This is a genomic window from Serratia proteamaculans (genome assembly GCF_013337185.1).
In the GTDB taxonomy this organism is placed as follows: domain Bacteria; phylum Pseudomonadota; class Gammaproteobacteria; order Enterobacterales; family Enterobacteriaceae; genus Serratia; species Serratia proteamaculans_D.
In genome coordinates this window covers 1-21,834 of the sequence record NZ_SWDE01000005.1, presented here as the reverse complement: position 1 = coordinate 21,834, position 21,834 = coordinate 1, and the positions used below count along the sequence as shown (strand labels likewise).

Genomic DNA, 21,834 nt, shown 5'->3' with positions numbered 1-21,834 from the left:
TCGGCCCCGGCCGGCATTGCGTATCCTTGGGGCCATAAAACCCGCATCAGGAGCCCATATTGAGCCTCAATGACATTATCCACTGGGTCAGCGAAACCGTGCGTCAGCACGAAGGCTGGGCTATCCCGATTATTTTCTTCCTGGCGTTCGGCGAATCGCTGGCGTTCCTGTCGCTGCTGTTGCCGGCCACGGTGATTTTGCTGGCGCTGGGAGCCTTGATCGGCGAAAGCGGCATTGCATTCTGGCCTATCTGGGCCGCCGCCGCTGCCGGGGCCTTTTTCGGCGACTGGCTCTCTTACTGGATTGGCTATCACTATCAAGACCGGGTGGCGCATATGTGGCCCCTTTCTCGCAATCCACAGCTACTCACGCGTGGCCATGCGTTTTTTGAACGCTGGGGCGTACTGGGCATTTTCATCGGTCGCTTCTTCGGCCCGTTGCGTGCCGTGGTGCCGCTGGTCGGTGGCATTTGCGGCATGCCCCAGCGTTATTTCCAGGTCGCGAATATCACTTCGGCGATGATCTGGGCGTTCGGCATTCTCGCGCCGGGGGCGTTTGGCATCAAGTGGTTAAGCCAGTGGTTTGGCTAGTTCTGGTCTGACTTGCGTAGCGTTTCGCAATTTTGCGCCGTTGGGGCAAAAACAGACTGGACATCCATACAGCATCCCCTTAACGTGACGGGCAACAGGCGCATAAAACGCCGGAACGGTCAGGTGTAACAGGAGGCAGGGTGGATACCAGTTTGGTTTACGGTATGGGCGGGGTGGCAATTGGCCTGCTGCTGGGGTGGCTAATCGCCAGTCTGCGCGTGCAGCAGACGCATGCACAGCATGAAACCGAGCTACGGCTGCTGGAACAATCGCTGCAACAGGCGCAGCAGGAGACAACAGCCCGGCAAGAAACGCTGCAGCGTAATGAGCAACAAATGCGGCAGAGCGATCTGGAACTGCGTAATTTGCACAGCCAGCTGGCCGCCGGGCACGAAAAACTTCAACAGCTCAATCATTGGCGCAACGAATGCGAGTTGCTGAATCAGGAACTGCGCGCCCAGCGTGAGGTTAACAGCGCTCAGGAGGCCGAGCTGCGTGAGGTGACTATCCGCCTGGAAGAAACCCGTATGGCGGCAGAAGAGAAACAGCGTCTGCTGATCAACAGCGAACAGCGCCTCACCACCCAATTTGAAAATTTGGCCAACCGCATTTTTGAACACAGCGGACGCAAGGTTGACGAGCAGAATAAGCAAAGCCTGGACCGCCTGTTACTGCCATTGCGTGAGCAACTCGATGGTTTCCGCCGCCAGGTGCAGGACAGCTTTGGCCAGGAAGCGCGTGAGCGCCATACGTTGACCCACGAAATACGTAATCTGCAGCAGCTCAATGCACAAATGGCGCGCGAGGCGATTAACCTCACCAAGGCCCTGAAAGGGGATAATAAAACTCAGGGTAACTGGGGCGAGGTGGTGTTAAGTCGGGTACTGGAGGCCTCCGGCCTGCGCGAAGGACACGAATACGAAACCCAGGTCAATGTGCGGCTGGATCATCAGAGCCGTATGCAGCCCGACGTCATCGTTCGTTTACCACAGGGGAAGGACGTGGTCATCGATGCGAAAATGTCGCTGGTGGCCTACGAACGTTACTTCAACAGTGAAGATGAAGTGGAACGCGAGGCGGCGCTGAGTGAGCATATTGGCTCGCTGCGTGGCCATATCCGCCTGTTGGGACGCAAGGATTACCAGCAGTTGCCCGGCCTGCGTTCGCTGGACTACGTACTGATGTTTATTCCGGTCGAGCCGGCTTTCCTGCTGGCCATTGACCGTGAGCCGGAGCTGATCAGCGAAGCGCTCAAACACAACATCATGCTGGTCAGTCCGACCACCTTGCTGGTGGCGTTGCGTACCATCACCAACCTTTGGCGCTATGAGCATCAGAGCCAGAATGCCCAGCGCATTGCCGACAGAGCGGCGCGGTTGTATGACAAAATGCGGCTGTTTGTTGACGACATGTCGGCGCTGGGGCAGAGCCTGGACAAGGCCCAGGGGAGTTATCGCCAGGCGATGAATAAACTGAGCGAAGGCCGTGGTAATCTTATCGGCCAGACCGAGGGGTTCCGTGCGTTGGGGGTTGAGGTGAAAAGACCGATTAACCCGCTGCTGGCTCAGCAGGCCAGTGCGCAGCATGATGAAGAATTCGAGACGGCGGGTGACGATGAAGTTGACGCGTTGCCCGGGGCGGAAGACGACGACTCCGCAGAGGAACCCCGCTCCGCATCTCAGGCATGACAGCCGCTGCGAGGTGGGGTATTGCGTAGGGTTCTGGTACACTCATCCACACTAAATTGACTGAATAGCAGGCAGGACAATGGCAGATCAACCGCAGGAAACCACCGACTTCGGTTTTCGCACTGTAGCTAGAGACGAGAAGCAGGCCATGGTGGCAGATGTTTTTCATTCGGTAGCTGCAAAGTATGACGTGATGAACGACCTGATGTCGTTTGGTATCCACCGTATCTGGAAGCGTTTTACCATTGACTGCAGCGGCGTTCGCCGTGGGCAGCGGGTGTTGGATCTGGCCGGTGGTACCGGTGACCTGGCCGCCAAGTTCTCCCGCATGGTCGGTGAGCAGGGGCAGGTGGTACTGGCGGACATTAACGATTCCATGCTGAAGATGGGGCGCGAGAAGCTGCGTGACCGCGGCATTATCGGCAACGTCAACTATGTGCAGGCCAATGCCGAAGCGCTGCCGTTCCCGGATAACTATTTTGACTGCATTACCATTTCCTTCGGCCTGCGTAACGTGACCGACAAAGACAAAGCGCTGCGTTCCATGTTCCGCGTGCTTAAGCCGGGTGGCCGTTTGCTGGTGCTGGAGTTCTCCAAACCGCTGCTGGCGCCGTTAAGTAAAGCCTATGACGCCTACTCGTTCCACGTGCTGCCGAAAATCGGCGAGTTGGTGGTGAAGGATCCGGAAAGCTACCGCTATCTGGCTGAGTCGATCCGCATGCATCCCGATCAGGAAACCCTGAAGGGCATGATGGGGGCTGCCGGCTTTGACAACGTGACCTATTTTAACCTGACCGGCGGCATTGTGGCTCTGCATCGTGGCTTCAAGTTCTGATATGGACATGCCGATGCTGTTAACCCCGTTGTTGACCGGCGTGCTGGAAACATCGCTCAACAGCCTGCTGTTCCGCGATCGCAGCATGAAAGCCGCCCGTTTGCGCCTGGCGGGTAAGGTCCTGCGTATTGAATTGCAGGAGCTTTCCTCACCGCTGGTGTTGCTGTTCAGTGAGCAGCGTGTCGATGTGCTTGGTCAGTCTGAAGATACCGCCGACTGCACGGTGCGTAGCCGCATCTCGGTGTTGCTAAAGCTGCGAGATCGCCAGCAACTTTCGCCATTGATGCGTAGCGGTGAGCTGATCGTCGAAGGGGATATTCAGGTGGTTCAACAACTGGTTGGGCTGCTCGATCTGGCAGAGTGGGATCCGGCTGAATGGTTGGCTCCCTATATCGGCGATATTGCCGCGCAGGGTATCACGCAGGCGCTCGGTAAGGGCGCGAACCTGCTGAAAACAGGCTTCCAGCGCCAACAGCATTATGTAGCGGAAACGCTGACGGAAGAGTGGCGCGTGGCGCCAGGCCCACTGGAAGTTGTGTGGTTCAACGAGGAAGTTGATGCCACCGTTCGCAACCTCGAAGCGCTGATTGCTCGCATGGACAAGTTGGAGGGTAAACGATGACCCCTGGCGAACTACGCCGCCTGTATTTGATCGTCCGCGTTTTTCTTAGCTATGGCCTGGATGAACTGATCCCCCAGATGCGCTTGACGTTGCCGCTGCGCGTGGGGCGCCGTCTGCTGTTCTGGATGCCAAACCGCCATGCAGATAAACCGCTGGGTGAACGTCTGCGTTTGGCCTTGCAGGAACTGGGACCGGTATGGATCAAGTTTGGACAGATGATGTCCACCCGCCGCGACCTGTTTCCACCACAGATTGCCGATCAACTGACTTTGCTGCAGGACCGGGTTGCCCCCTTCGATGGTGCACTGGCGCGCAAGCATATTGAGTTGGCGATGGGCGGTCCGCTGGAAACCTGGTTTGATGATTTTGACCAGCAGGCGCTGGCTTCGGCATCGATAGCTCAGGTACATACCGCACGGCTAAAGACGACCGGGCAGGAAGTGGTGCTGAAGGTGATTCGGCCCGATATCCGGCCGATTATCAAGGCTGACGTCCGCCTGATGTATCGTTTGGCGGCCTGGGTGCCAAAGCTGATGCCGGATGGTCGCCGTCTGCGTCCGCGTGAAGTGGTGCGCGAATACGAAAAGACCTTGCTGGACGAGTTGAACCTGCTGCGTGAAGCGGCCAACGCCATCCAGCTGCGCCGTAATTTCGACGGTAGCCCGATGCTGTACGTGCCGGAGGTTTATTCCGATTACTGCCGCGAAAGCGTGTTGGTGATGGAGCGCATTTACGGAATTCCGGTTTCGGATATCCCAACGCTGGAAAAGCAGGGCACCAACATGAAACTGTTGGCCGAACGCGGGGTTCAGGTGTTCTTCACCCAGGTCTTCCGCGACAGCTTCTTCCATGCTGACATGCATCCCGGTAATATTTTTGTCAGCTATGAGCATCCTGAAGATCCCTGCTATATCGGCATTGACTGCGGTATTGTCGGCTCGTTGAACAAAGACGATAAACGCTATCTGGCGGAAAACTTTATCGCCTTCTTCAATCGTGACTATCGCAAGGTCGCAGAGCTGCACGTAGATTCTGGCTGGGTCCCGCGCGACACCAACGTGGAAGATTTCGAATTCGCTATTCGCACGGTGTGTGAACCCATCTTCGAAAAGCCATTGTCGGAAATTTCGTTCGGTAACGTGCTGTTGAACCTGTTCAATACCGCACGCCGTTTCAATATGGAAGTGCAGCCCCAACTGGTGTTATTGCAGAAGACCTTGCTGTATGTTGAAGGTCTGGGCCGGCAGCTTTATCCGCAGCTGGATTTGTGGACCACTGCGAAGCCGTTTCTGGAAAGTTGGATGCGCGATCAGGTCGGTATACCGGCAGTGATCCGCGCACTGAAAGAAAAAGCGCCGTTTTGGGCCGAGAAACTGCCCGAACTGCCTGAATTATTTTACGATAGCCTGCAGCAGCATAAACTGTTGCAACAAAGCGTTGATAAGCTGACCAATCAGATGCAGGCCCAGCGGGTTCGCCAGGGGCAATCGCGTTATTTGTTCGGCGTTGGCGCTACACTGTTAGTAAGCGGTACGATTTTGCTGTTGGGGGATGTTGAAGTGTTCCCCGCGTGGCTGATAGCGGCCGGTATCGTATCCTGGGTGATTGGCTGGAAGCGAACCACCTGAATTGGTTAGAAACTCTGGAAAAATCTGCCGTATAATGCGACGGATTTTGGAAAAACCCTTTTAAAATAGAGGTATTTGCAATGGGCGGTATTAGTATTACGCAATTGTTGATCATCGCAGTGATCGTGGTGCTGCTGTTTGGTACCAAAAAGCTCCGTACGCTGGGCTCTGATCTCGGTGCATCAATCAAAGGCTTCAAAAAGGCGATCGGTGATGAAAATACGCCGCCGACCAACACGGCTGAGAAAAGCAGCCTGGATGACGCTGACTTCACGGCCAAGCCTATTACCGATAAGCAGCCGGAAGTGAAAGCGGAAGAGTCGAAGAACAAAGAGCAGGTATAAACCGTGTTTGACATTGGGTTTAGTGAACTGTTGCTGGTTCTGGTTATCGGCCTGGTGGTACTCGGGCCGGAACGGTTGCCGGTTGCGGTAAGAACAGTTTCGGGCTGGATCCGCGCGCTGCGTTCCTTGGCGGCTTCGGTGCAGAACGAACTTTCTCAGGAACTGAAGCTGCAGGAACTGCAGGACAGTCTGAAAAAGGTAGAGAAGGCGGGCATGCAGAATTTGTCGCCGGAGCTGAAGGCGTCAATGGATGAGCTGAAAGACGCGGCGGAATCGCTGAAACGTTCTTATCAGGGCGACAGTGACAACAAAACCGAACCTGCGCACACCATCCATAACCCTCTGGTCACCGATCCTGAAGCTATTCATGACGGCGTGACGCCGGCAGAAGCTGCGGCCGTGGCATCGTCCCCGGCTGCCGTGCCGGAGCCGGTCGTTGCGGTAGCGCCGCCGGTTGCACAACCCGTGGTCGAGCCGGTTAAACAACCGGTCGCTTCGGCCGCTCAGGCAAAACCAGAACCTGTTGTGGATAAAACCCCAGCGTCTCACCAACCTAGTGGCGATCGTTAAAACATGGCTGTTGAAGATACCCAACCCCTTATCAGTCATCTGATAGAACTGCGTAAGCGGTTGTTAAACTCGATTATCAGCATACTGGGAGTCTTCCTGGTGCTGGTTTTTTTCGCCAATGACATTTATCAACTGGTGTCTGCGCCGCTGATCAAGCAGTTGCCCGCCGGGGCGAGCATGATCGCCACCGATGTGGCTTCACCGTTCTTTACCCCGATCAAGTTGACCATGATCGTCTCGGTGTTTGTGTCTGCACCGGTGATCCTGTATCAGGTGTGGTCCTTTATCGCACCGGCGTTATACAAGCATGAACGCCGCCTGATGATGCCTTTACTGGTCTCCAGCAGCCTGCTGTTTTATCTCGGTATGGCGTTTGCCTACTTTATCGTGTTCCCGCTGGCGTTCGGCTTTTTTGCCAAGACCGCGCCCGTCGGGGTGATGATCGCGACCGACATCAATAACTATCTCGATTTCGTCATGGCGCTGTTTATGGCGTTCGGCGTGGCGTTTGAGGTACCGGTTGCCATTATTCTGCTGTGCTGGAGTGGCGTCACTTCACCGGAAGACCTGAAAAAGAAACGCCCTTACGTTCTGGTCGGCGCATTCGTGGTTGGTATGCTGTTGACCCCGCCGGATGTGTTCTCTCAGACTCTGTTGGCGATCCCGATGTACCTGTTGTTTGAAGTGGGCGTGTTCTTTGCCCGTTTCTACACGGGTAAGCGTCGTTCGCAGCCGGAAGAAGAAGACGAGGGTGATGAACCCCCGGCAGTTTAAAAATTAGTATGTCGCAAGCCGCCCGATGGGCGGCTTTTACTTTGGGAACATCATGTTTGATATTGGCGTCAATCTCACCAGCTCACAATTTGCCAAAGACCGTCCGGCGGTGGTGGATCGCGCCCGTGCCGCAGGCGTAACAGGGTTGCTGATTACCGGGACCGACCTGCAGGAAAGCCAGGCTGCCAGTGAACTGGCGCAACAGCATGGGGGTTTTTGCTGGTCCACTGTCGGCGTACATCCGCACCATGCCAGCAGTTGGGACCATCGGGCCGCCGACCAAATCCGCGAGTTAGCCTCTTTGACGCAGGTCGCGGCCATTGGCGAATGCGGGCTGGATTTCAACCGTAACTTTTCTACACCAGAACAGCAGGAGGCGGCATTCAGCGCGCAGCTGGCGCTGGCAGCAGAGCTGGCGATGCCGGTTTTTCTTCATTGCCGTGATGCACACGCACGATTTGTCGCGCTGCTGACACCCTGGTTGGATAAACTGCCCGCGGCCGTGGTGCACTGTTTTACCGGCACTGCCGAAGAATTGGAAAGCTGCCTGTCATTAGGCCTGTCGGTGGGTATTACCGGTTGGGTCTGTGATGAGCGGCGTGGCCTGGAATTGCGTGCGTTGCTGCCGCAGATCCCGGCGGACCGTCTGTTGCTGGAAACTGACGCCCCCTATCTGTTGCCCCGGGATTTACTTCCGAAACCCGCATCTCGCCGCAACGAACCCTGTTTTTTGCCTCATATCGTCCGGCAGGTGGCCGCCTGGCGACAAGAAGATCCCGTATGGCTGGGGCAAAAAATCGATGAGAACGCCCGCCGGCTATTCCGGCTGGAATGAGTTAGGAGAAAACTATGAGCTATGCATTTCCGGGCACCTTCCCAGGTCGCCGTATGCGCCGCGTGCGCCGTCATGACTTCAGTCGTCGCCTGGTGGCGGAGAACCAACTGACGGTTAACGACCTGATCTACCCGGTATTTGTCATGGAAGGCAGTAACCGCCAGGAAGCCGTGGCATCCATGCCTGGTGTATCGCGAATGAGCATCGACCTGCTGGTTAAAGAAGCGGAAGCCATTGCCAAGCTGGGCGTGCCGGTGATCTCCCTGTTCCCGGTCATTGAGCCGGGCCTCAAGTCACTGCACGCAGAAGAAGCTTATAACCCGGACGGTTTGGTGCAGCGTACGGTACGTGCTTTGAAAGACGCGGTGCCAGAGCTGGGGATTTTGACTGATGTGGCGCTCGATCCTTACACCACCCACGGCCAGGACGGCATCATTGACGAGCAAGGTTATGTCATTAACGACATCACCAAAGAAATTTTGGTGCGTCAGGCACTGTCCCATGCTGAAGCCGGTGCAGAAATTGTGGCGCCAAGCGACATGATGGATGGCCGTATCGGTGCGATCCGCGATCAACTGGAGCATCAGGGCCTGATTAACACTCAGATCATGGCTTACTCTGCCAAATATGCGTCTTGCTACTATGGTCCATTCCGTGATGCGCTCGGTTCCAGCGGCAATCTGAAAGGCGGCAACAAGAAAACCTACCAGATGGACCCTGCCAACAGCGACGAAGCGCTGCAGGAAATTGCACAGGATCTGCAGGAAGGCGCGGATATGGTGATGGTGAAGCCGGGCATGCCGTATCTGGACGTGGTGCGTCGGGTGAAAGACACCTTCGGTGTGCCGACCTTCGCCTATCAGGTGTCCGGTGAATATGCGATGCACATGGCGGCGATTCAAAACGGTTGGTTGCAGGAACAACCGGCGGTGATGGAGTCGTTGATGTGCTTCAAGCGTGCCGGTGCCGATGGCGTGTTGACCTACTTCGCCAAGCGGGTCGCTCAGTGGATGCATGACGACGCGATGCAGCGCTAAGGCGCGAGTATCCAATAAAAAGGCGCCTTGGGCGCCTTTTTTACATTACAGCTTTTGGAACTGTCGGTTGTCCACGCTTTGGCTGACCTGTTTGTTAATCAGGTTGAGCAACAGCATTGAGCGTGCTTCGCCGTCCGGCTCGGTGTAAATCGCCTGCAGCCCTTCGAACATCCCATCGACGATCAACACGCTATCGCCGGGTTGCGGCGTTTCCGGGTCGACGTAGGTCTCGCAAGTATGAGTCTGCAACTCTTCGATCACTTTCTGCGGGATGGTGGTCGGCGTTGAACCAAAGCGTACGAAGTGGCTGACACCACGCGTTGCACTGATGGTGGTGGTATGGATACGCTCAGGATCGAATTCCACAAACAAGTAGTTGGGGAACAGGGGCTCGCTGACCGCGATGCGTTTGCCGCGAACGATCTTTTCCAGCGTAATGATCGGGCTCAGGCAGTTTACTTCCTGCCGTTCCAGATGTTCCTGCGCCCGTAGGAGCTGGCCGCGTTTGCAATACAATAGATACCAAGATTCCATAATTTCACATGCCTTTCTGTCAGCCGGTAAGCATATCAAAAGCCATTACGGATACATAGTGATGCAAGTTTCAGCATGTAACAGTCGCTATCTGCATGAATCGTTGGCAATTAGCGAGGGGTCACACACTTATCCGCACGGCTTGGGTATAACAGAGGGCTAAAAATTTGCTACCGTCGCAGTATGCCTTGAGGCGCTGTCGCCTGATGTGACGGTATTCATCGTTTTTGATTGAGGGGGAGAAATGGAGTTATTTCTGTTGAGCAACGGCAAGCTGTCCGGTGAGAGTGAACTGCTGGGCTATGCCAAGAGCCACCTGTTGGCGATGATCGCGCGCCGTGCTATCACGTCCGCCGTCTTTATCCCATATGCCATGATCCGCGGTGATTACGATCAGCGTGCGCAGGAGCTGGCGCAAACTCTGGGCATCAAGGTTACCAGCATTCACCATGCTGAATCCCCGGCTGCGGCGCTTGAACAAGCGGAATGTATCCTGGTCAGCGGCGGCAATACCTGGATGCTGAACCAAATGCTGCATGAGAAGGGCCTGGTTGTCCCGATCCAGCGGGCCGTTCGTGAACGTAGCATCCCCTATGTTGGTTGGAGCGCCGGTTGTAACGTGGCTACGCCAAGTATCCGTACCACCAATGACATGCCGGTACGCAATAGCGTAGTGTTGCCGGCGTTGAGCCTGTTCCCGGTGCAGATTAACCCGCATTACATTGACGCCCATATCAGCGGTCACATGGGGGAAACCCGTGATGAGCGCCTGGCGGAGTTCTGCGCGGTTAATCCGAGCGAATCTGTGGTGGCGCTGCGCGAGGGCAGCCTGTTGCATGTTGAAGGCAATGATCTGCGTTATTTCAGTGCCAGAGACCAGGGTTTCAAGGTATTCCGTCACGGCGTAGAGACCCAGGAGTATCAGGATACGCAGGCATTAAGCCCGCTGGTGCCGTTTACGTGCCACTGAGTGCCGGTGAGGTCTTTACCGGTGTTTAACAAAAGTGCAGCAACAACCGTGAAGAGGGCCTATAATGCCCTCCTCACTGGCCGTTATAATGATCAGCATGAAATACCGTGACTTACGCGATTTCCTCTCGTTGCTGGAAAAGAGAGGCGAACTAAAACGCATTAGCCAGCCGATTGATCCCTATCTGGAAATGACAGAAATTGCCGATCGTACTTTACGTGCGGGCGGCCCGGCGTTGCTGTTCGAAAACCCGAAAGGGTACGACATGCCGGTGCTGTGCAATCTGTTCGGTACTCCCGGTCGCGTAGCGATGGGGATGGGCCAGGAGGATGTCAGCTCGTTGCGCGAGGTCGGCAAGTTGCTGGCGTTCCTTAAAGAGCCGGAGCCGCCGAAGGGCTTTCGCGATCTGTTCGATAAACTGCCGAAGTTCAAGCAAGTGTTGAACATGCCGACCAAGGTGTTGGGTTCAGCGCCTTGCCAGGAGCAGGTATGGCAGGGTGATGACGTCGATCTCAGCCGTATCCCGGTAATGCATTGCTGGCCGGAAGACGCCGCACCGCTGATCACCTGGGGCCTGACCGTGACCCGCGGGCCGCAAAAAGAGCGACAGAACCTGGGCATTTATCGCCAACAGGTGCTGAGCAAGAATAAAGTCATCATGCGTTGGCTGTCGCACCGCGGTGGCGCGCTGGATTACCTCGAATGGTGCCAGGCGCATCCCGGTGAGCGCTTCCCGGTTGCGGTTGCGCTGGGCGCAGATCCCGCCACCATTCTCGGCGCGGTCACGCCAGTGCCGGATACCCTGTCTGAATATGCCTTTGCCGGGCTGCTGCGCGGCAACAAAACCGAAGTGGTCAAGTGTATTTCCTGCGATCTGGAAGTGCCCGCCAGCGCGGAAATCGTGTTGGAAGGCTATATCGAACCGGGTGAAATGGCGCCTGAAGGCCCGTATGGCGATCACACCGGTTACTACAACGAAATCGACCACTTCCCGGTATTTACCATCACCCACATCACCCAGCGTCGTGACGCCATTTATCACTCGACCTATACTGGCCGTCCGCCGGATGAACCGGCGGTGTTGGGTGTGGCGCTGAATGAAGTCTTCGTTCCTATCTTGCAAAAGCAGTTCCCGGAAATTGTTGATTTCTATCTGCCGCCTGAGGGTTGCTCTTATCGCCTGGCGGTAGTGACTATCAAGAAACAGTATGCCGGTCATGCCAAACGCGTAATGATGGGGGTCTGGTCGTTCCTGCGTCAGTTTATGTACACCAAATTTGTTATCGTCTGCGACGATGACGTCAACGCACGCGACTGGAATGATGTGATTTGGGCGATCACCACCCGAATGGATCCGGCAAGGGATACCGTTTTGGTGGAGAATACGCCGATCGATTATTTGGACTTCGCCTCACCGGTTTCCGGCTTGGGTTCGAAGATGGGGCTGGATGCCACCAATAAATGGCCGGGTGAAACCCAGCGCGAATGGGGCCGTCCGATTCAGATGGATGAAAAGGTGCGTGCGCGCGTCGATGAAATCTGGGATGAGCTCGCAATTTTCAGTGACAGAGAACCGACGCTTTAGCGCCAGGCTTTGTTCTCAGTTTTGCATTGATGACCCGACAGAGGGAACGCATGACAATATTGAGCTGTAAAGTGACCTCCGTAGAGGCCATTACCGATACGGTTTATCGGGTACGCTTGGTGCCTGAGGCACCGTTTTCTTTCAAGGCAGGACAGTATCTGATGGTGGTGATGGATGATCGCGACAAGCGTCCGTTCTCACTGGCCTCCACTCCGTCAGACCAGGATTACATTGAGCTGCATATTGGCGCTTCGGAGCTGAATCTGTACGCCATGGCGGTGATGGATCGCATTCTGAAAGAGCAGGCGATTACCGTTGATATCCCGCACGGTGACGCCTGGCTGCGTGAAGAAGGCAGCCGTCCGCTGGTGTTGATCGCTGGCGGCACTGGTTTCTCCTACGCGCGCTCGATTCTGTTGGCCGCGCTGGAACAGCAGCCGGATCGCGATATTTCCATCTACTGGGGCGGACGTGAGCTGAAGCACCTGTATGACTTGAGCGAGCTGGAAGCGTTGTCGTTGCAGCATCCTAATCTGAAGGTCATTCCGGTAGTTGAACAGCCGGAAGAGGAGTGGCGTGGCCGTAGTGGCACGGTGCTCAGCGCGGTGCTGCAAGATTTCGGGACGCTGGCAGAGCACGACATTTATATTGCCGGTCGCTTCGAGATGGCAAAAATCGCTCGCGAACGCTTCTGTGCTGAACGTGGCGCGCTGGAAGCGCATATGTTTGGCGACGCCTTCTCGTTTATCTGAGGCGCGAAGCAGTAGCAAACGGGGTGGCCAATGGCTGCCCCTTTTTATTGGGGCGTCAGCAGAATTCAGACATAAAAAAACCCGCCCCTGACAGGCGGGAAGTACGGCAACTAAACTTGGCGGGATGCTGCGGTTTGAAGTGTTGACGCAGTCATCCCCAACAGACACAGCTAAACGCGTTCAAAAACGGTGGCAATTCCCTGACCCAGACCGATACACATGGTCGCCAGACCGAACTGTACGTCGCGGCGTTCCATATTGTTCAGCAGGGTAGTCGAGATACGTGAGCCAGAGCAGCCTAATGGGTGGCCCAGGGCAATGGCGCCGCCGTTCAGGTTGATCTTGTCGTCGATGCTGTCCAACAGACCCAGATCCTTGATGCACGGCAGTGACTGGGCGGCAAAGGCTTCATTCAGTTCAAACAGGTCGATGTCCTGCACGCTCAGTCCGGCACGTTTGAGCGCCAACTTGCTGGCAGGCACTGGGCCGTAGCCCATGATGGAAGGGTCGCAACCGACTACCGCCATCGAACGAATGCGGGCGCGGGCTTTCAGGCCAAGCGCTTTGGCGCGTGATTCACTCATCAACAGCATGGCAGACGCACCATCGGACAACGCCGAGGAAGTACCGGCGGTCACGGTACCATTGACCGGATCGAATGCCGGGCGCAACGCCGCCAGGCTGGCGACGGTGGTTTCCGGGCGGATCACTTCGTCGAAGTCATAACGGGTCAGCACACCGTCGGCGTCGTGGCCGGTGGTTGGAATGATTTCATTCTTGAAATAGCCGGCCAGGGTGGCGGCATGCGCACGTTGGTGCGAGCGTGCTGCGAATTCATCCTGCATCTGGCGGCTGATATTGTGCATCTTGGCCAGCATCTCGGCGGTCAGCCCCATCATACCGGCGGCTTTTGCCACGCTGCGACTTAGACCCGGGTGGAAATCCACACCGTGATTCATCGGTACGTGGCCCATGTGTTCTACGCCACCAATCAGGCTGACGTGTGCATCGCCGACCATAATGGCGCGTGCGGCGTCGTGCAGCGCCTGCATGGATGAGCCGCACAGTCGGTTGACGGTGACCGCCGGGACACTGTGTGGGATCTCGGCCAGCAGCGAAGCGTTACGGGCGATGTTAAAGCCCTGCTCCAGCGTTTGCTGCACGCAACCCCAGTAAATGTCGTCAATTTCGGCGGCATCCAGCGACGGATTACGGCTCAGTACGGCGCGCATCAGGTGAGCGGAAAGATCTTCAGCACGTACCTGGCGGAAGGCGCCGCCCTTGGAGCGGCCCATCGGCGTGCGTACGGCATCAACAATAACTACGTTTTCCATCTTTATGACCTCATGCCGGTTGGCCAGTGGAGACATCGGACAGCGGCGCTGCCACCGGGTAGTAGCTTTCATTATGTTCAGCTTTGGCGCGCAGGCCGGCAGGCACCTGATACAGGGCGCCGAGATGCGCATAACGCTGGGCCAGCTCAACATAATTGGCGGTGCCAAGCGTATCCAGGTAGCGGAACGCCCCGCCGTGGAACGGAGGGAAACCGATGCCGTAAACCAGCGCCATATCGGCTTCGGCCGGGCTGGCAATAATGTTTTCTTCCAGGCAGCGCACCACTTCGTTAATCATCGGGATCATCATGCGGGCGATAATTTCTTCGTCGCTGATGGTCTGACGCGGCTGGCTGACTTCGGCCAGTAGCACATCGGTCTGCTCATCGTTGTCTTTACGCGGCTTGCCTTTGTTGTCCTGGCTGTAACGATAGAAGCCCAACTGGTTTTTCTGACCAAAACGCTGGTTATCGAACATCACGTCGATAGCGTCGCGGTAATCTTTGCTCATGCGCTCAGGGAAACCGGTCGCCATCACCGCCTGGGCGTGGTGCGCGGTATCAATCCCCACAACGTCGAGCAGATAAGCCGGGCCCATTGGCCAGCCAAACTGTTTTTCCATCACTTTGTCGATCTGGCGGAAGTCCGCACCGTCGCGCAGCAGCATGCTGAAACCGGCAAAATACGGGAACAGCACACGGTTGACGAAGAACCCAGGGCAGTCGTTAACCACAATCGGCGTTTTGCCCATACGGCTGGCATAGGCCACCACGGCGGCGATGGTGCTGTCGCTGGTCTGCTCGCCGCGGATGATTTCCACCAGTGGCATGCGGTGTACCGGGTTAAAGAAGTGCATGCCGCAGAAGTTCTGTGGGCGCTTGAGCGATTTGGCCAGGTGATTAATAGGAATGGTCGAGGTATTGGACGCCAGTACGGTGTCCTCACCGATCAGGCCTTCTACTTCGGACAGGACTGCTGCCTTGATCTTTGGATTCTCGACCACGGCTTCGACGATCACCTGAGCGCGTTCGATACCGGCGTAATCCAGTGTCGGTTGAATGGTCGACAGCACCTGGGCCATTTTCATGCCATCGAGCTTGCCGCGTTCCAGCTGCTTGTTCAGCAGTTTGGCGGCTTCATTCATACCGAGCGTCAGGGATTTGTCGCTGATGTCTTTCATGACAACCGGCACGCCTTTTAGCGCCGACTGGTAGGCGATACCGCCACCCATGATGCCGGCACCCAACACGGCAGCCTGCTTCGGTGCTTCGACACCTTTTGCCAGCTTCTTCGCCTGACCTTTCACAAACTGGTCATTAAGGAAGATGCCGACCAGCGCGCGGGCCTCTTTGGAGCGGGCCAACGGCACAAAGCTGGCGCTTTCCAGTTTCAGCGCTTCATCACGGCCCAGTTTGGCTGCGGCCTCAATGGTTTTGACTGCGGTCATAGGCGCCGGATAATGTTTTCCGGCGGTTTGCATCACCATGCCTTTGGCGGTGGTGAAGCTCATGGCCGCTTCGATTGGGCTGAGTTTCAACGGCTCGAGCTTTGGCTGGCGATAGGCGCGCCAGTCCAGTTTGCCCTCAATCGCCTGTTGCAGCATTTTCAGCGCGGCATCCACCAACTTCTCCGGTGCAACTACCGCATCGACCAGGCCGACCTTCAATGCATCTTTGGCACTGACGTCCTTACCGGCGGCGATAATTTCCAGAGCGCTGTCGTTACCCAACAGGCGTGGCAAGCGAACCGAGCCGCCGAAGCCGGGCATAATACCCAGTTTGGTTTCCGGCAGGCCGATACGCGCATCCGGAGACGCAACGCGGAAGTCGGTCGCCAGAATACATTCGCAGCCGCCGCCGAGCGCATAGCCGTTAATGGCCGAAATGGTCGGCACCGGCAGATCTTCCAGCCGGTTAAAGATCGCGTTGGCGAAGTTCAGCCACTGCTGCAGCTTTTCAGCCGGGGCAGCAAACAGCGAAAGGAATTCGGTGATGTCGGCGCCGACAATAAAGGCGGCCTTGGTAGAACGCAGCAGCAGGCCTTTCAATTCGGTCTGCTTTTCCAGCACCGCGAGCGCTTCGCCCAAACTGGCAACGGTGCGTGTATCGAGCTTGTTTACCGAGCCTGGGGCATTGAACACCAGCTCGGCGATGCCGTTGTCGAGCCAGTGCAGTTGTAATGTTTCGCCTTGGTAGAGCATGTCTATCTCCTGAATCAGCGTTTGATCTGGTATGACCAGATGATGAGGAGTGTGGTTTTTATGTTAACAATATGCAAATGAGAGATTGCATATTTGCTGGTCTGATCACATAACTATGAGTTAGGGTTTTGATTTAAAACGAAGTTATATTTTATGCTTTATGGTGATTTGTCGACGTGTGAAAGCCTTCATACACTTGCCGGAGCAGAATGTTTCTCACGCAGAGGTGCGAAATGAGTAAAGCGGTATGTGTAAAACACAGCGGTTTCTGGAGTATTCCTGCCAGAACCATGACGCTGGCCTGTCTGCTGGTGTTTATGGCGCAGATGGCGACGACGGTGTATTTGCCTTCATTACCGACGGTGATGCAGGAACTGGCAATGACGCGCCGCGCCACCGAGCTTTCTATATCGATATTCGTGATAGGTGCCGCCTTGCCGGTGTTGTTCTGGGGGGCTGCGGCCGATCGTTTTGGCCGTCGCCTGCCGCTGACATTGTCTCTGGCGTTGTTTATCAGTTGCAGTGCTCTGCTGGCATTTTGCAGTAACGGTACTCAGTTATTAGTGCTGCGTGCACTACAGGGGATTGCCGCCGGGGGTGCTGCGATCATCGCGCGCATTATTGTTCGTGATAACTGGAGCGGTGATGAGCTGGCAAGGCGCCTTTCGGTACTGTCGATAGCCTTTATCGCTGCGTTGGGCGGTGGGCAGTTTATCGGCGGGCTGCTCAGTCAGTATTCACACTGGCAGATGGGTTTTGTGGTGATGGGGCTGACCGGGCTGGCGATCCTGTTGCTGATGGGGACGCTGCCACTGGAAGCGGGTCGCACCTTGGGCCAGCGCCCGGCCATGGCGGCAACCTATTGGCACATTCTGCGTCGTCCGGGTTTCTTCTGGCCGGCTGTTGTCGGCGGATTGGGGTTTGCTACTACTGTCACTTTGCAGGAAGTGAGTCCGTTTATCATGCAGCAGGGGTTTGGCCTGAACGTTACCGCCTTTGGGGCGCTGGGGCTGGTGATCGGCGTGGCTTACTTTACAGGAGCAATGACGGTAAACCGGACGGTTGCACGCTTTGGGGGTAAACGATTGATGCAGGTGGGGACGAGTATCGTAGCGCTCACCACTGCCGCGATAATGGTGCTGTGGTGGAGCGGTGTACTGGCGGGGTTTTCCGGTATAACGGTCTTCATCGCTTTGTATTGTCTGACGATTTTTGGCCAGGCGGTGCTGTTTCCCAACAGCATGGCGATGGCGGTCAGCGATGCCAAAGAGCAGGGAGCCTACGCCATGGCGTTATGTGGTTTTCTGCAACAGTGTCTGGCAGGCATAGCTGCAGCCGGCGCGGTTCTACTCGAACATCACGGCCTGTGGGCGGCCGCTATCGCGTTGCTTGGTCTGATCGCCTGGTTAATTGTTAAGCTACGGATGTAACGACGTTTACAGCGATTTGCGAACCGCTCCGCATGCCAGAGCGGATAGGGTTGGTGCACCTGAACGCTGTGCTAAGATGACTCATTCCGTTCTAATGGTATGTATAAGGGTATTGTGATGGAAACGCTGGCTTCTTTGTATAACGACCACCTGGCAGAACTGCAAAAACGGGCGCGTGAAGTGTTAACGCGCAACAAACTGGATGCGCTGCTGATTCACTCAGGAGAGCTGCAACGGATATTCCAGGACGATCGCAGCTACCCGTTCAAAGTGAACGCGCACTTTAAGGCCTGGGTGCCAGTCACCTCGGTACCCAACTGCTGGCTGTGGGTGGATGGCGTTAACAAACCGAAGCTGTGGTTCTATTCGCCGGTCGATTACTGGCACAGCGTTGAGCCACTGCCGGAGAGTTTCTGGACCAAGTCCGTTGAACTGATGCCGTTGGCCAATGCTGATGATATCGCGCAGCAGCTTCCTGCCCAGCGTGAGCGTGTGGGTTATATCGGCTATGCGCAGCAGCGTGCCCGCGATCTCGGTATTCTGGCAGAAAACGTCAACCCGAAAGCGGTGCTGAATTACCTCGATTTCCATCGTTCAATCAAAACTGGCTACGAGCTGGCCTGCATGCGTGAAGCACAGAAAACCGCGGTTATGGGGCACCGTGCTGCTCATGAGGCCTTCCTGTCCGGCATGAGTGAGTTTGATATCAACCAGGCTTATCTCACCGCCACGGGTCATCGCGACACCGATGTGCCTTATGACAACATTGTTGCGCTCAATGAGCATGCGTCGGTGCTGCATTACACTACGCTGGATCAACAGCCACCGTCAGAAATGCTGAGCTTCCTGCTTGACGCCGGTGCCGAATATAACGGTTACGCCGCCGACCTGACGCGTACCTACGCTGGTCAGAGCGGCAGTGATTTCGCGCACCTGATAAAAGATCTTAACGGTGAGCAACTGGCACTGATGGATACCATCAAAGCCGGAGTGCGTTACACCGATTACCATGTGCAAATGCATCAACGTATCGCCAAATTGCTCAAGAACCACAAGCTGGTGACCGGCATCAGTGAAGAAGCCATGGTTGAGCAGGGGCTAACCACGCCATTCCTGCCACACGGTCTGGGCCATCCTTTGGGTTTACAGGTGCATGACTCTGCCGGCTTTATGCAGGATGAACAGGGTACCCATCTGGCTGCACCGTCCAAATACCCGTACCTTCGCTGCACCCGCGTGTTGCAACCTGGCATGGTGTTAACCATTGAACCCGGCATGTATTTTATTGATTCCCTGTTGGCGCCATGGCGCAGCGGCGAATTCAGTCAACACTTTGCCTGGGATCGCATCGATGCGCTGAAACCTTATGGTGGTATCCGTATTGAAGACAATATCGTGATCCACGAAAAGCGTATCGAGAACATGACGCGCGATCTGAATCTGGCCTGATGCAGCCTTACCCGATCCCGGCAGGCCCCGTCAGTGTCAGTGAAGAAATAAAGAAGAGTCGTTTTATCACCCTGCTGGCAGCGACCAGCGGGGTTGATGCGGCGAAGGCGTTTATCCAGCAGGTTCGTGATGAACACCCTGCGGCCAGGCATCATTGCTGGGCATTTGTCGCAGGATCACCGACTGACTCACAACAGTTGGGTTTCTCCGACGACGGCGAACCTTCCGGCACGGCCGGTAAACCCATTCTTGCCCAACTGATGGGCAGTGGAATCGGCGAGATCACCGCCGTGGCAGTGCGTTACTACGGCGGTATCAAGTTGGGCACCGGCGGCTTGGTGAGAGCCTACGGTAGTGGGGTGCAGCAGGCATTAAAGCAATTGGCCGTGAGCTACAAAATCCCGCAGGCCGAATATACTTTGCAATGTGACTATGCTCAGTTGGCATTGGTAGAAAATTTATTGCAGCAAACTGAAGGGCGGATAGTGCAGGGGGAATATGGTGCTTCCGTCATGCTGCATCTGACTTTGCCGGTCACCGGTGTCGAGGCGTTCGGGAATAAATTACGTGATCTCAGTCGCGGTAATTTGCAATTGACCCCCATTTCGCAATAATTCCCCCAACTGAATTGCTAAGGATCGTGCTGAAATGCATTTTCGCGCTATAACCCGTATCGTTGGTTTGCTGGTCATCCTGTTCTCCGGGACGATGTTTATTCCTGGGCTGGTGGCATTGATATACCGCGATGGGGCTGGGCGGGCGTTCAGCCAAACCTTCTTTGTGGCGGTAACCATCGGTCTGATGCTGTGGTGGCCCAACCGTAAACAAAAGCATGAGCTGAAGCCGCGAGAGGGTTTCCTGATTGTGGTGTTGTTCTGGACGGTGCTGGGCAGCGTCGGGGCATTACCATTTTTATTTTCGGAACGGCCTAACCTTTCGCTGACCGATGCCTTCTTCGAATCGTTTTCCGGTTTAACCACCACCGGGGCGACGACGCTGGTGGGGTTGGACTCGCTACCCAAAGCCATTTTGTTCTATCGGCAGATGCTGCAATGGATGGGTGGGATGGGGATCATTGTGTTGGCAGTGGCGATACTGCCGATCCTCGGCGTCGGTGGCATGCAGCTGTACCGCGCAGAAATGCCAGGCCCACTGAAAGATAATAAAATGCGGCCGCGCATTGCCGAAACGGCCAAAACCCTGTGGCTGATTTATGTCCTGTTGACCATTGCCTGTGCGCTGGCGCTTTGGGGGGCCGGCATGTCGGTGTTTGACGCCATCGGCCACAGCTTCTCGACTATCGCGATTGGCGGTTTCTCTACCCATGACGCCAGCATCGGTTATTACGCCAGTCCGACCATCAACACCATCATTGCTATTTTCCTGCTGATCTCCGGTTGTAACTACGGCTTGCACTTCGCCTTGCTGAGCGGCCGCAGCCTGAAAGTTTACTGGCGCGATCCTGAGTTCCGCATGTTCATTGCCGTGCAGTTGACGCTGGTAGTGGTGTGTACTGCCGTGCTTTGGGGGCATGGTGTCTACAAAACCGGTATGGAAACGGTCAACCAGGCGTTCTTCCAGGTGGTGTCTATGGCGACAACTGCCGGCTTTACCACCGACAGTATTGCCAAGTGGCCGTTATTCCTGCCGATGTTGTTGCTGTGCTCTGCATTTATTGGTGGCTGCGCCGGCTCGACCGGTGGCGGCCTGAAGGTGATTCGCATTCTGCTGCTGTATTTACAGGGCTCGCGTGAGCTAAAAAGGCTGGTGCACCCTAATGCGGTTTACACTATCAAGTTGGGTAACCGTGCGCTGCCGGAACGTATCCTGGAAGCGGTATGGGGGTTCTTCTCTGCTTATGCGTTGGTGTTTATCGTCAGCATGCTGGCGATTATCGCCACCGGCGTTGATGATTTTTCTGCCTTTGCTGCCGTAACGGCGACGCTGAACAACCTTGGGCCAGGGCTGGGAGTGGTGGCGGATAACTTCACTACTATGCCTGCACCGGCGAAGTGGATCCTGGTTCTGACGATGCTGTTCGGGCGCCTTGAAGTCTTTACACTGCTGGTTCTGTTCACGCCGACGTTCTGGCGTGAATGATCCTGATAGAAGGAGTAACGCCGTGAAGGCACTGATTCTTTATTCTAGCCGTGATGGGCAAACACGTTCTATTGCTTCTTATATAGCAAGCAAATTGCAGGATACGCTGCGCTGCGATGTAATTGATTTGCTACAGGCGGATAATGTCGACCTCAGCCAGTATCAGCAGGTGCTGATTGGCGCCTCAATACGTTATGGCCATTTCCATCCGGCGCTGGATAAGTTTGTTAAGCGCCATGCTGAGCAGTTGAACCAGATGCCGAGCGCGTTTTTTAGCGTTAACCTGACAGCCCGTAAGGCAGACAAGCGTTCGCCACAGACCAACGCCTATACCCGCAAGTTCCTGTTGTCTTCTCCCTGGCAGCCAAAACAGTGTGTCGTGTTTGCCGGCGCGCTGCGCTATCCACGTTATCGCTGGTTCGATCGAGTCATGATTCAACTTATTATGCGTATGACGGGGGGCGAAACGGATACCAGTAAAGAAGTGGAGTACACCGACTGGCAGCAGGTGGACCGTTTTGCCCAGGAGTTTGGTCATATTCAGTATGAAAAGTGAC

At 55.8% G+C, this 21,834-nt stretch carries 21 protein-coding genes; 18 read left to right on the top strand and 3 right to left on the bottom strand.

Annotation, left to right across the window (positions count from 1 at the left end):
• Positions 1–59 precede the first annotated feature (59 nt).
• The 10 genes from FCL49_RS18510 to hemB all read left to right on the top strand — a co-directional run bounded on the left by FCL49_RS18510 (position 60) and on the right by hemB (position 8,923).
• A complete protein-coding gene (locus FCL49_RS18510) occupies positions 60–590 on the top strand; it encodes a DedA family protein (RefSeq protein ID WP_085116535.1) in 531 nt (176 codons plus the stop codon).
• Between the two features lie 140 nt (positions 591–730).
• On the top strand, positions 731–2,278 hold the full coding sequence (gene rmuC / locus FCL49_RS18505) for a DNA recombination protein RmuC (RefSeq protein ID WP_174354669.1): 1,548 nt from the start codon (positions 731–733) through the stop codon (positions 2,276–2,278).
• A 79-nt stretch (positions 2,279–2,357) separates the two neighbouring features.
• Positions 2,358–3,113 (top strand): bifunctional demethylmenaquinone methyltransferase/2-methoxy-6-polyprenyl-1,4-benzoquinol methylase UbiE, encoded by a 756-nt coding sequence (gene ubiE / locus FCL49_RS18500; protein ID WP_012004718.1) that lies wholly within the window; start codon positions 2,358–2,360, stop codon positions 3,111–3,113.
• Between the two features lie 13 nt (positions 3,114–3,126).
• Complete coding sequence (gene ubiJ / locus FCL49_RS18495; RefSeq protein WP_017891312.1) at positions 3,127–3,735, top strand: ubiquinone biosynthesis protein UbiJ; 609 nt, start codon at positions 3,127–3,129, stop codon at positions 3,733–3,735.
• Positions 3,732–5,363 carry a ubiquinone biosynthesis regulatory protein kinase UbiB gene (gene ubiB, locus FCL49_RS18490; RefSeq protein ID WP_017891313.1) on the top strand — a complete coding sequence of 544 codons (1,632 nt, stop codon included), beginning with the start codon at positions 3,732–3,734 and terminating at the stop codon, positions 5,361–5,363. The genes ubiJ and ubiB overlap by 4 nt, the downstream gene beginning before the upstream one ends.
• Before the next feature lie 80 nt (positions 5,364–5,443).
• Entirely contained in the window at positions 5,444–5,707 is a 264-nt protein-coding gene (tatA, locus tag FCL49_RS18485; RefSeq protein ID WP_135314731.1) for a Sec-independent protein translocase subunit TatA, read from the top strand.
• Positions 5,708–5,710: 3 nt separating this feature from the next.
• Complete coding sequence (gene tatB / locus FCL49_RS18480; protein WP_174354668.1) at positions 5,711–6,277, top strand: Sec-independent protein translocase protein TatB; 567 nt, start codon at positions 5,711–5,713, stop codon at positions 6,275–6,277.
• A 3-nt stretch (positions 6,278–6,280) separates the two neighbouring features.
• Positions 6,281–7,051 carry a Sec-independent protein translocase subunit TatC gene (gene tatC, locus FCL49_RS18475; RefSeq protein ID WP_174354667.1) on the top strand — a complete coding sequence of 257 codons (771 nt, stop codon included), beginning with the start codon at positions 6,281–6,283 and terminating at the stop codon, positions 7,049–7,051.
• A 52-nt stretch (positions 7,052–7,103) separates the two neighbouring features.
• Positions 7,104–7,886: a 3'-5' ssDNA/RNA exonuclease TatD gene (gene tatD / locus FCL49_RS18470; RefSeq protein WP_174354666.1), complete on the top strand. Its 783-nt coding sequence runs from the start codon at positions 7,104–7,106 to the stop codon at positions 7,884–7,886.
• A gap of 14 nt (positions 7,887–7,900) precedes the next feature.
• Positions 7,901–8,923, top strand: a complete 1,023-nt coding sequence (gene hemB / locus FCL49_RS18465) for a porphobilinogen synthase (RefSeq protein ID WP_012004724.1) — start codon at positions 7,901–7,903, stop codon at positions 8,921–8,923.
• Between the two features lie 45 nt (positions 8,924–8,968).
• Here hemB and rfaH read toward each other — a convergent pair whose 3' ends face one another.
• Positions 8,969–9,457, bottom strand: a complete 489-nt coding sequence (rfaH, locus tag FCL49_RS18460) for a transcription/translation regulatory transformer protein RfaH (RefSeq protein WP_135314736.1) — start codon at positions 9,455–9,457, stop codon at positions 8,969–8,971.
• Positions 9,458–9,701: 244 nt separating this feature from the next.
• Between rfaH and pepE the strand changes: the two genes are divergently transcribed.
• From pepE to fre, 3 genes are all read left to right on the top strand, one after another.
• Positions 9,702–10,427 carry a dipeptidase PepE gene (gene pepE / locus FCL49_RS18455; RefSeq protein WP_174354665.1) on the top strand — a complete coding sequence of 242 codons (726 nt, stop codon included), beginning with the start codon at positions 9,702–9,704 and terminating at the stop codon, positions 10,425–10,427.
• A gap of 88 nt (positions 10,428–10,515) precedes the next feature.
• Positions 10,516–12,012 (top strand): 4-hydroxy-3-polyprenylbenzoate decarboxylase, encoded by a 1,497-nt coding sequence (gene ubiD / locus FCL49_RS18450; protein WP_135314738.1) that lies wholly within the window; start codon positions 10,516–10,518, stop codon positions 12,010–12,012.
• A gap of 50 nt (positions 12,013–12,062) precedes the next feature.
• Positions 12,063–12,764 carry an NAD(P)H-flavin reductase gene (gene fre, locus FCL49_RS18445; RefSeq protein ID WP_174354664.1) on the top strand — a complete coding sequence of 234 codons (702 nt, stop codon included), beginning with the start codon at positions 12,063–12,065 and terminating at the stop codon, positions 12,762–12,764.
• A 170-nt stretch (positions 12,765–12,934) separates the two neighbouring features.
• On the opposite strand, the gene fadA is transcribed toward fre, so the two are convergent.
• On the bottom strand, positions 12,935–14,098 hold the full coding sequence (fadA, locus tag FCL49_RS18440; protein ID WP_012004729.1) for an acetyl-CoA C-acyltransferase FadA: 1,164 nt from the start codon (positions 14,096–14,098) through the stop codon (positions 12,935–12,937).
• A 10-nt stretch (positions 14,099–14,108) separates the two neighbouring features.
• Positions 14,109–16,298, bottom strand: a complete 2,190-nt coding sequence (fadB, locus tag FCL49_RS18435; RefSeq protein WP_174354663.1) for a fatty acid oxidation complex subunit alpha FadB — start codon at positions 16,296–16,298, stop codon at positions 14,109–14,111.
• A 233-nt stretch (positions 16,299–16,531) separates the two neighbouring features.
• Here fadB and FCL49_RS18430 point away from each other — a divergent pair, with 233 nt between their 5' ends.
• From FCL49_RS18430 to hemG, 5 genes are all read left to right on the top strand, one after another.
• Positions 16,532–17,728 (top strand): MFS transporter, encoded by a 1,197-nt coding sequence (locus FCL49_RS18430; RefSeq protein WP_174354662.1) that lies wholly within the window; start codon positions 16,532–16,534, stop codon positions 17,726–17,728.
• Between the two features lie 117 nt (positions 17,729–17,845).
• A complete protein-coding gene (gene pepQ, locus FCL49_RS18425) occupies positions 17,846–19,177 on the top strand; it encodes a Xaa-Pro dipeptidase (protein ID WP_174354661.1) in 1,332 nt (443 codons plus the stop codon).
• Positions 19,177–19,791, top strand: coding sequence for an IMPACT family protein (locus FCL49_RS18420; RefSeq protein WP_174354660.1), 615 nt, complete (start codon positions 19,177–19,179; stop codon positions 19,789–19,791). Before pepQ ends, FCL49_RS18420 begins: the two co-directional genes overlap by 1 nt.
• Before the next feature lie 34 nt (positions 19,792–19,825).
• Positions 19,826–21,277, top strand: coding sequence for a Trk system potassium transporter TrkH (gene trkH / locus FCL49_RS18415; RefSeq protein ID WP_012004734.1), 1,452 nt, complete (start codon positions 19,826–19,828; stop codon positions 21,275–21,277).
• A 22-nt stretch (positions 21,278–21,299) separates the two neighbouring features.
• A complete protein-coding gene (gene hemG / locus FCL49_RS18410; RefSeq protein WP_174354659.1) occupies positions 21,300–21,833 on the top strand; it encodes a menaquinone-dependent protoporphyrinogen IX dehydrogenase in 534 nt (177 codons plus the stop codon).
• The last annotated feature ends 1 nt before the right edge of the window (position 21,834 follow it).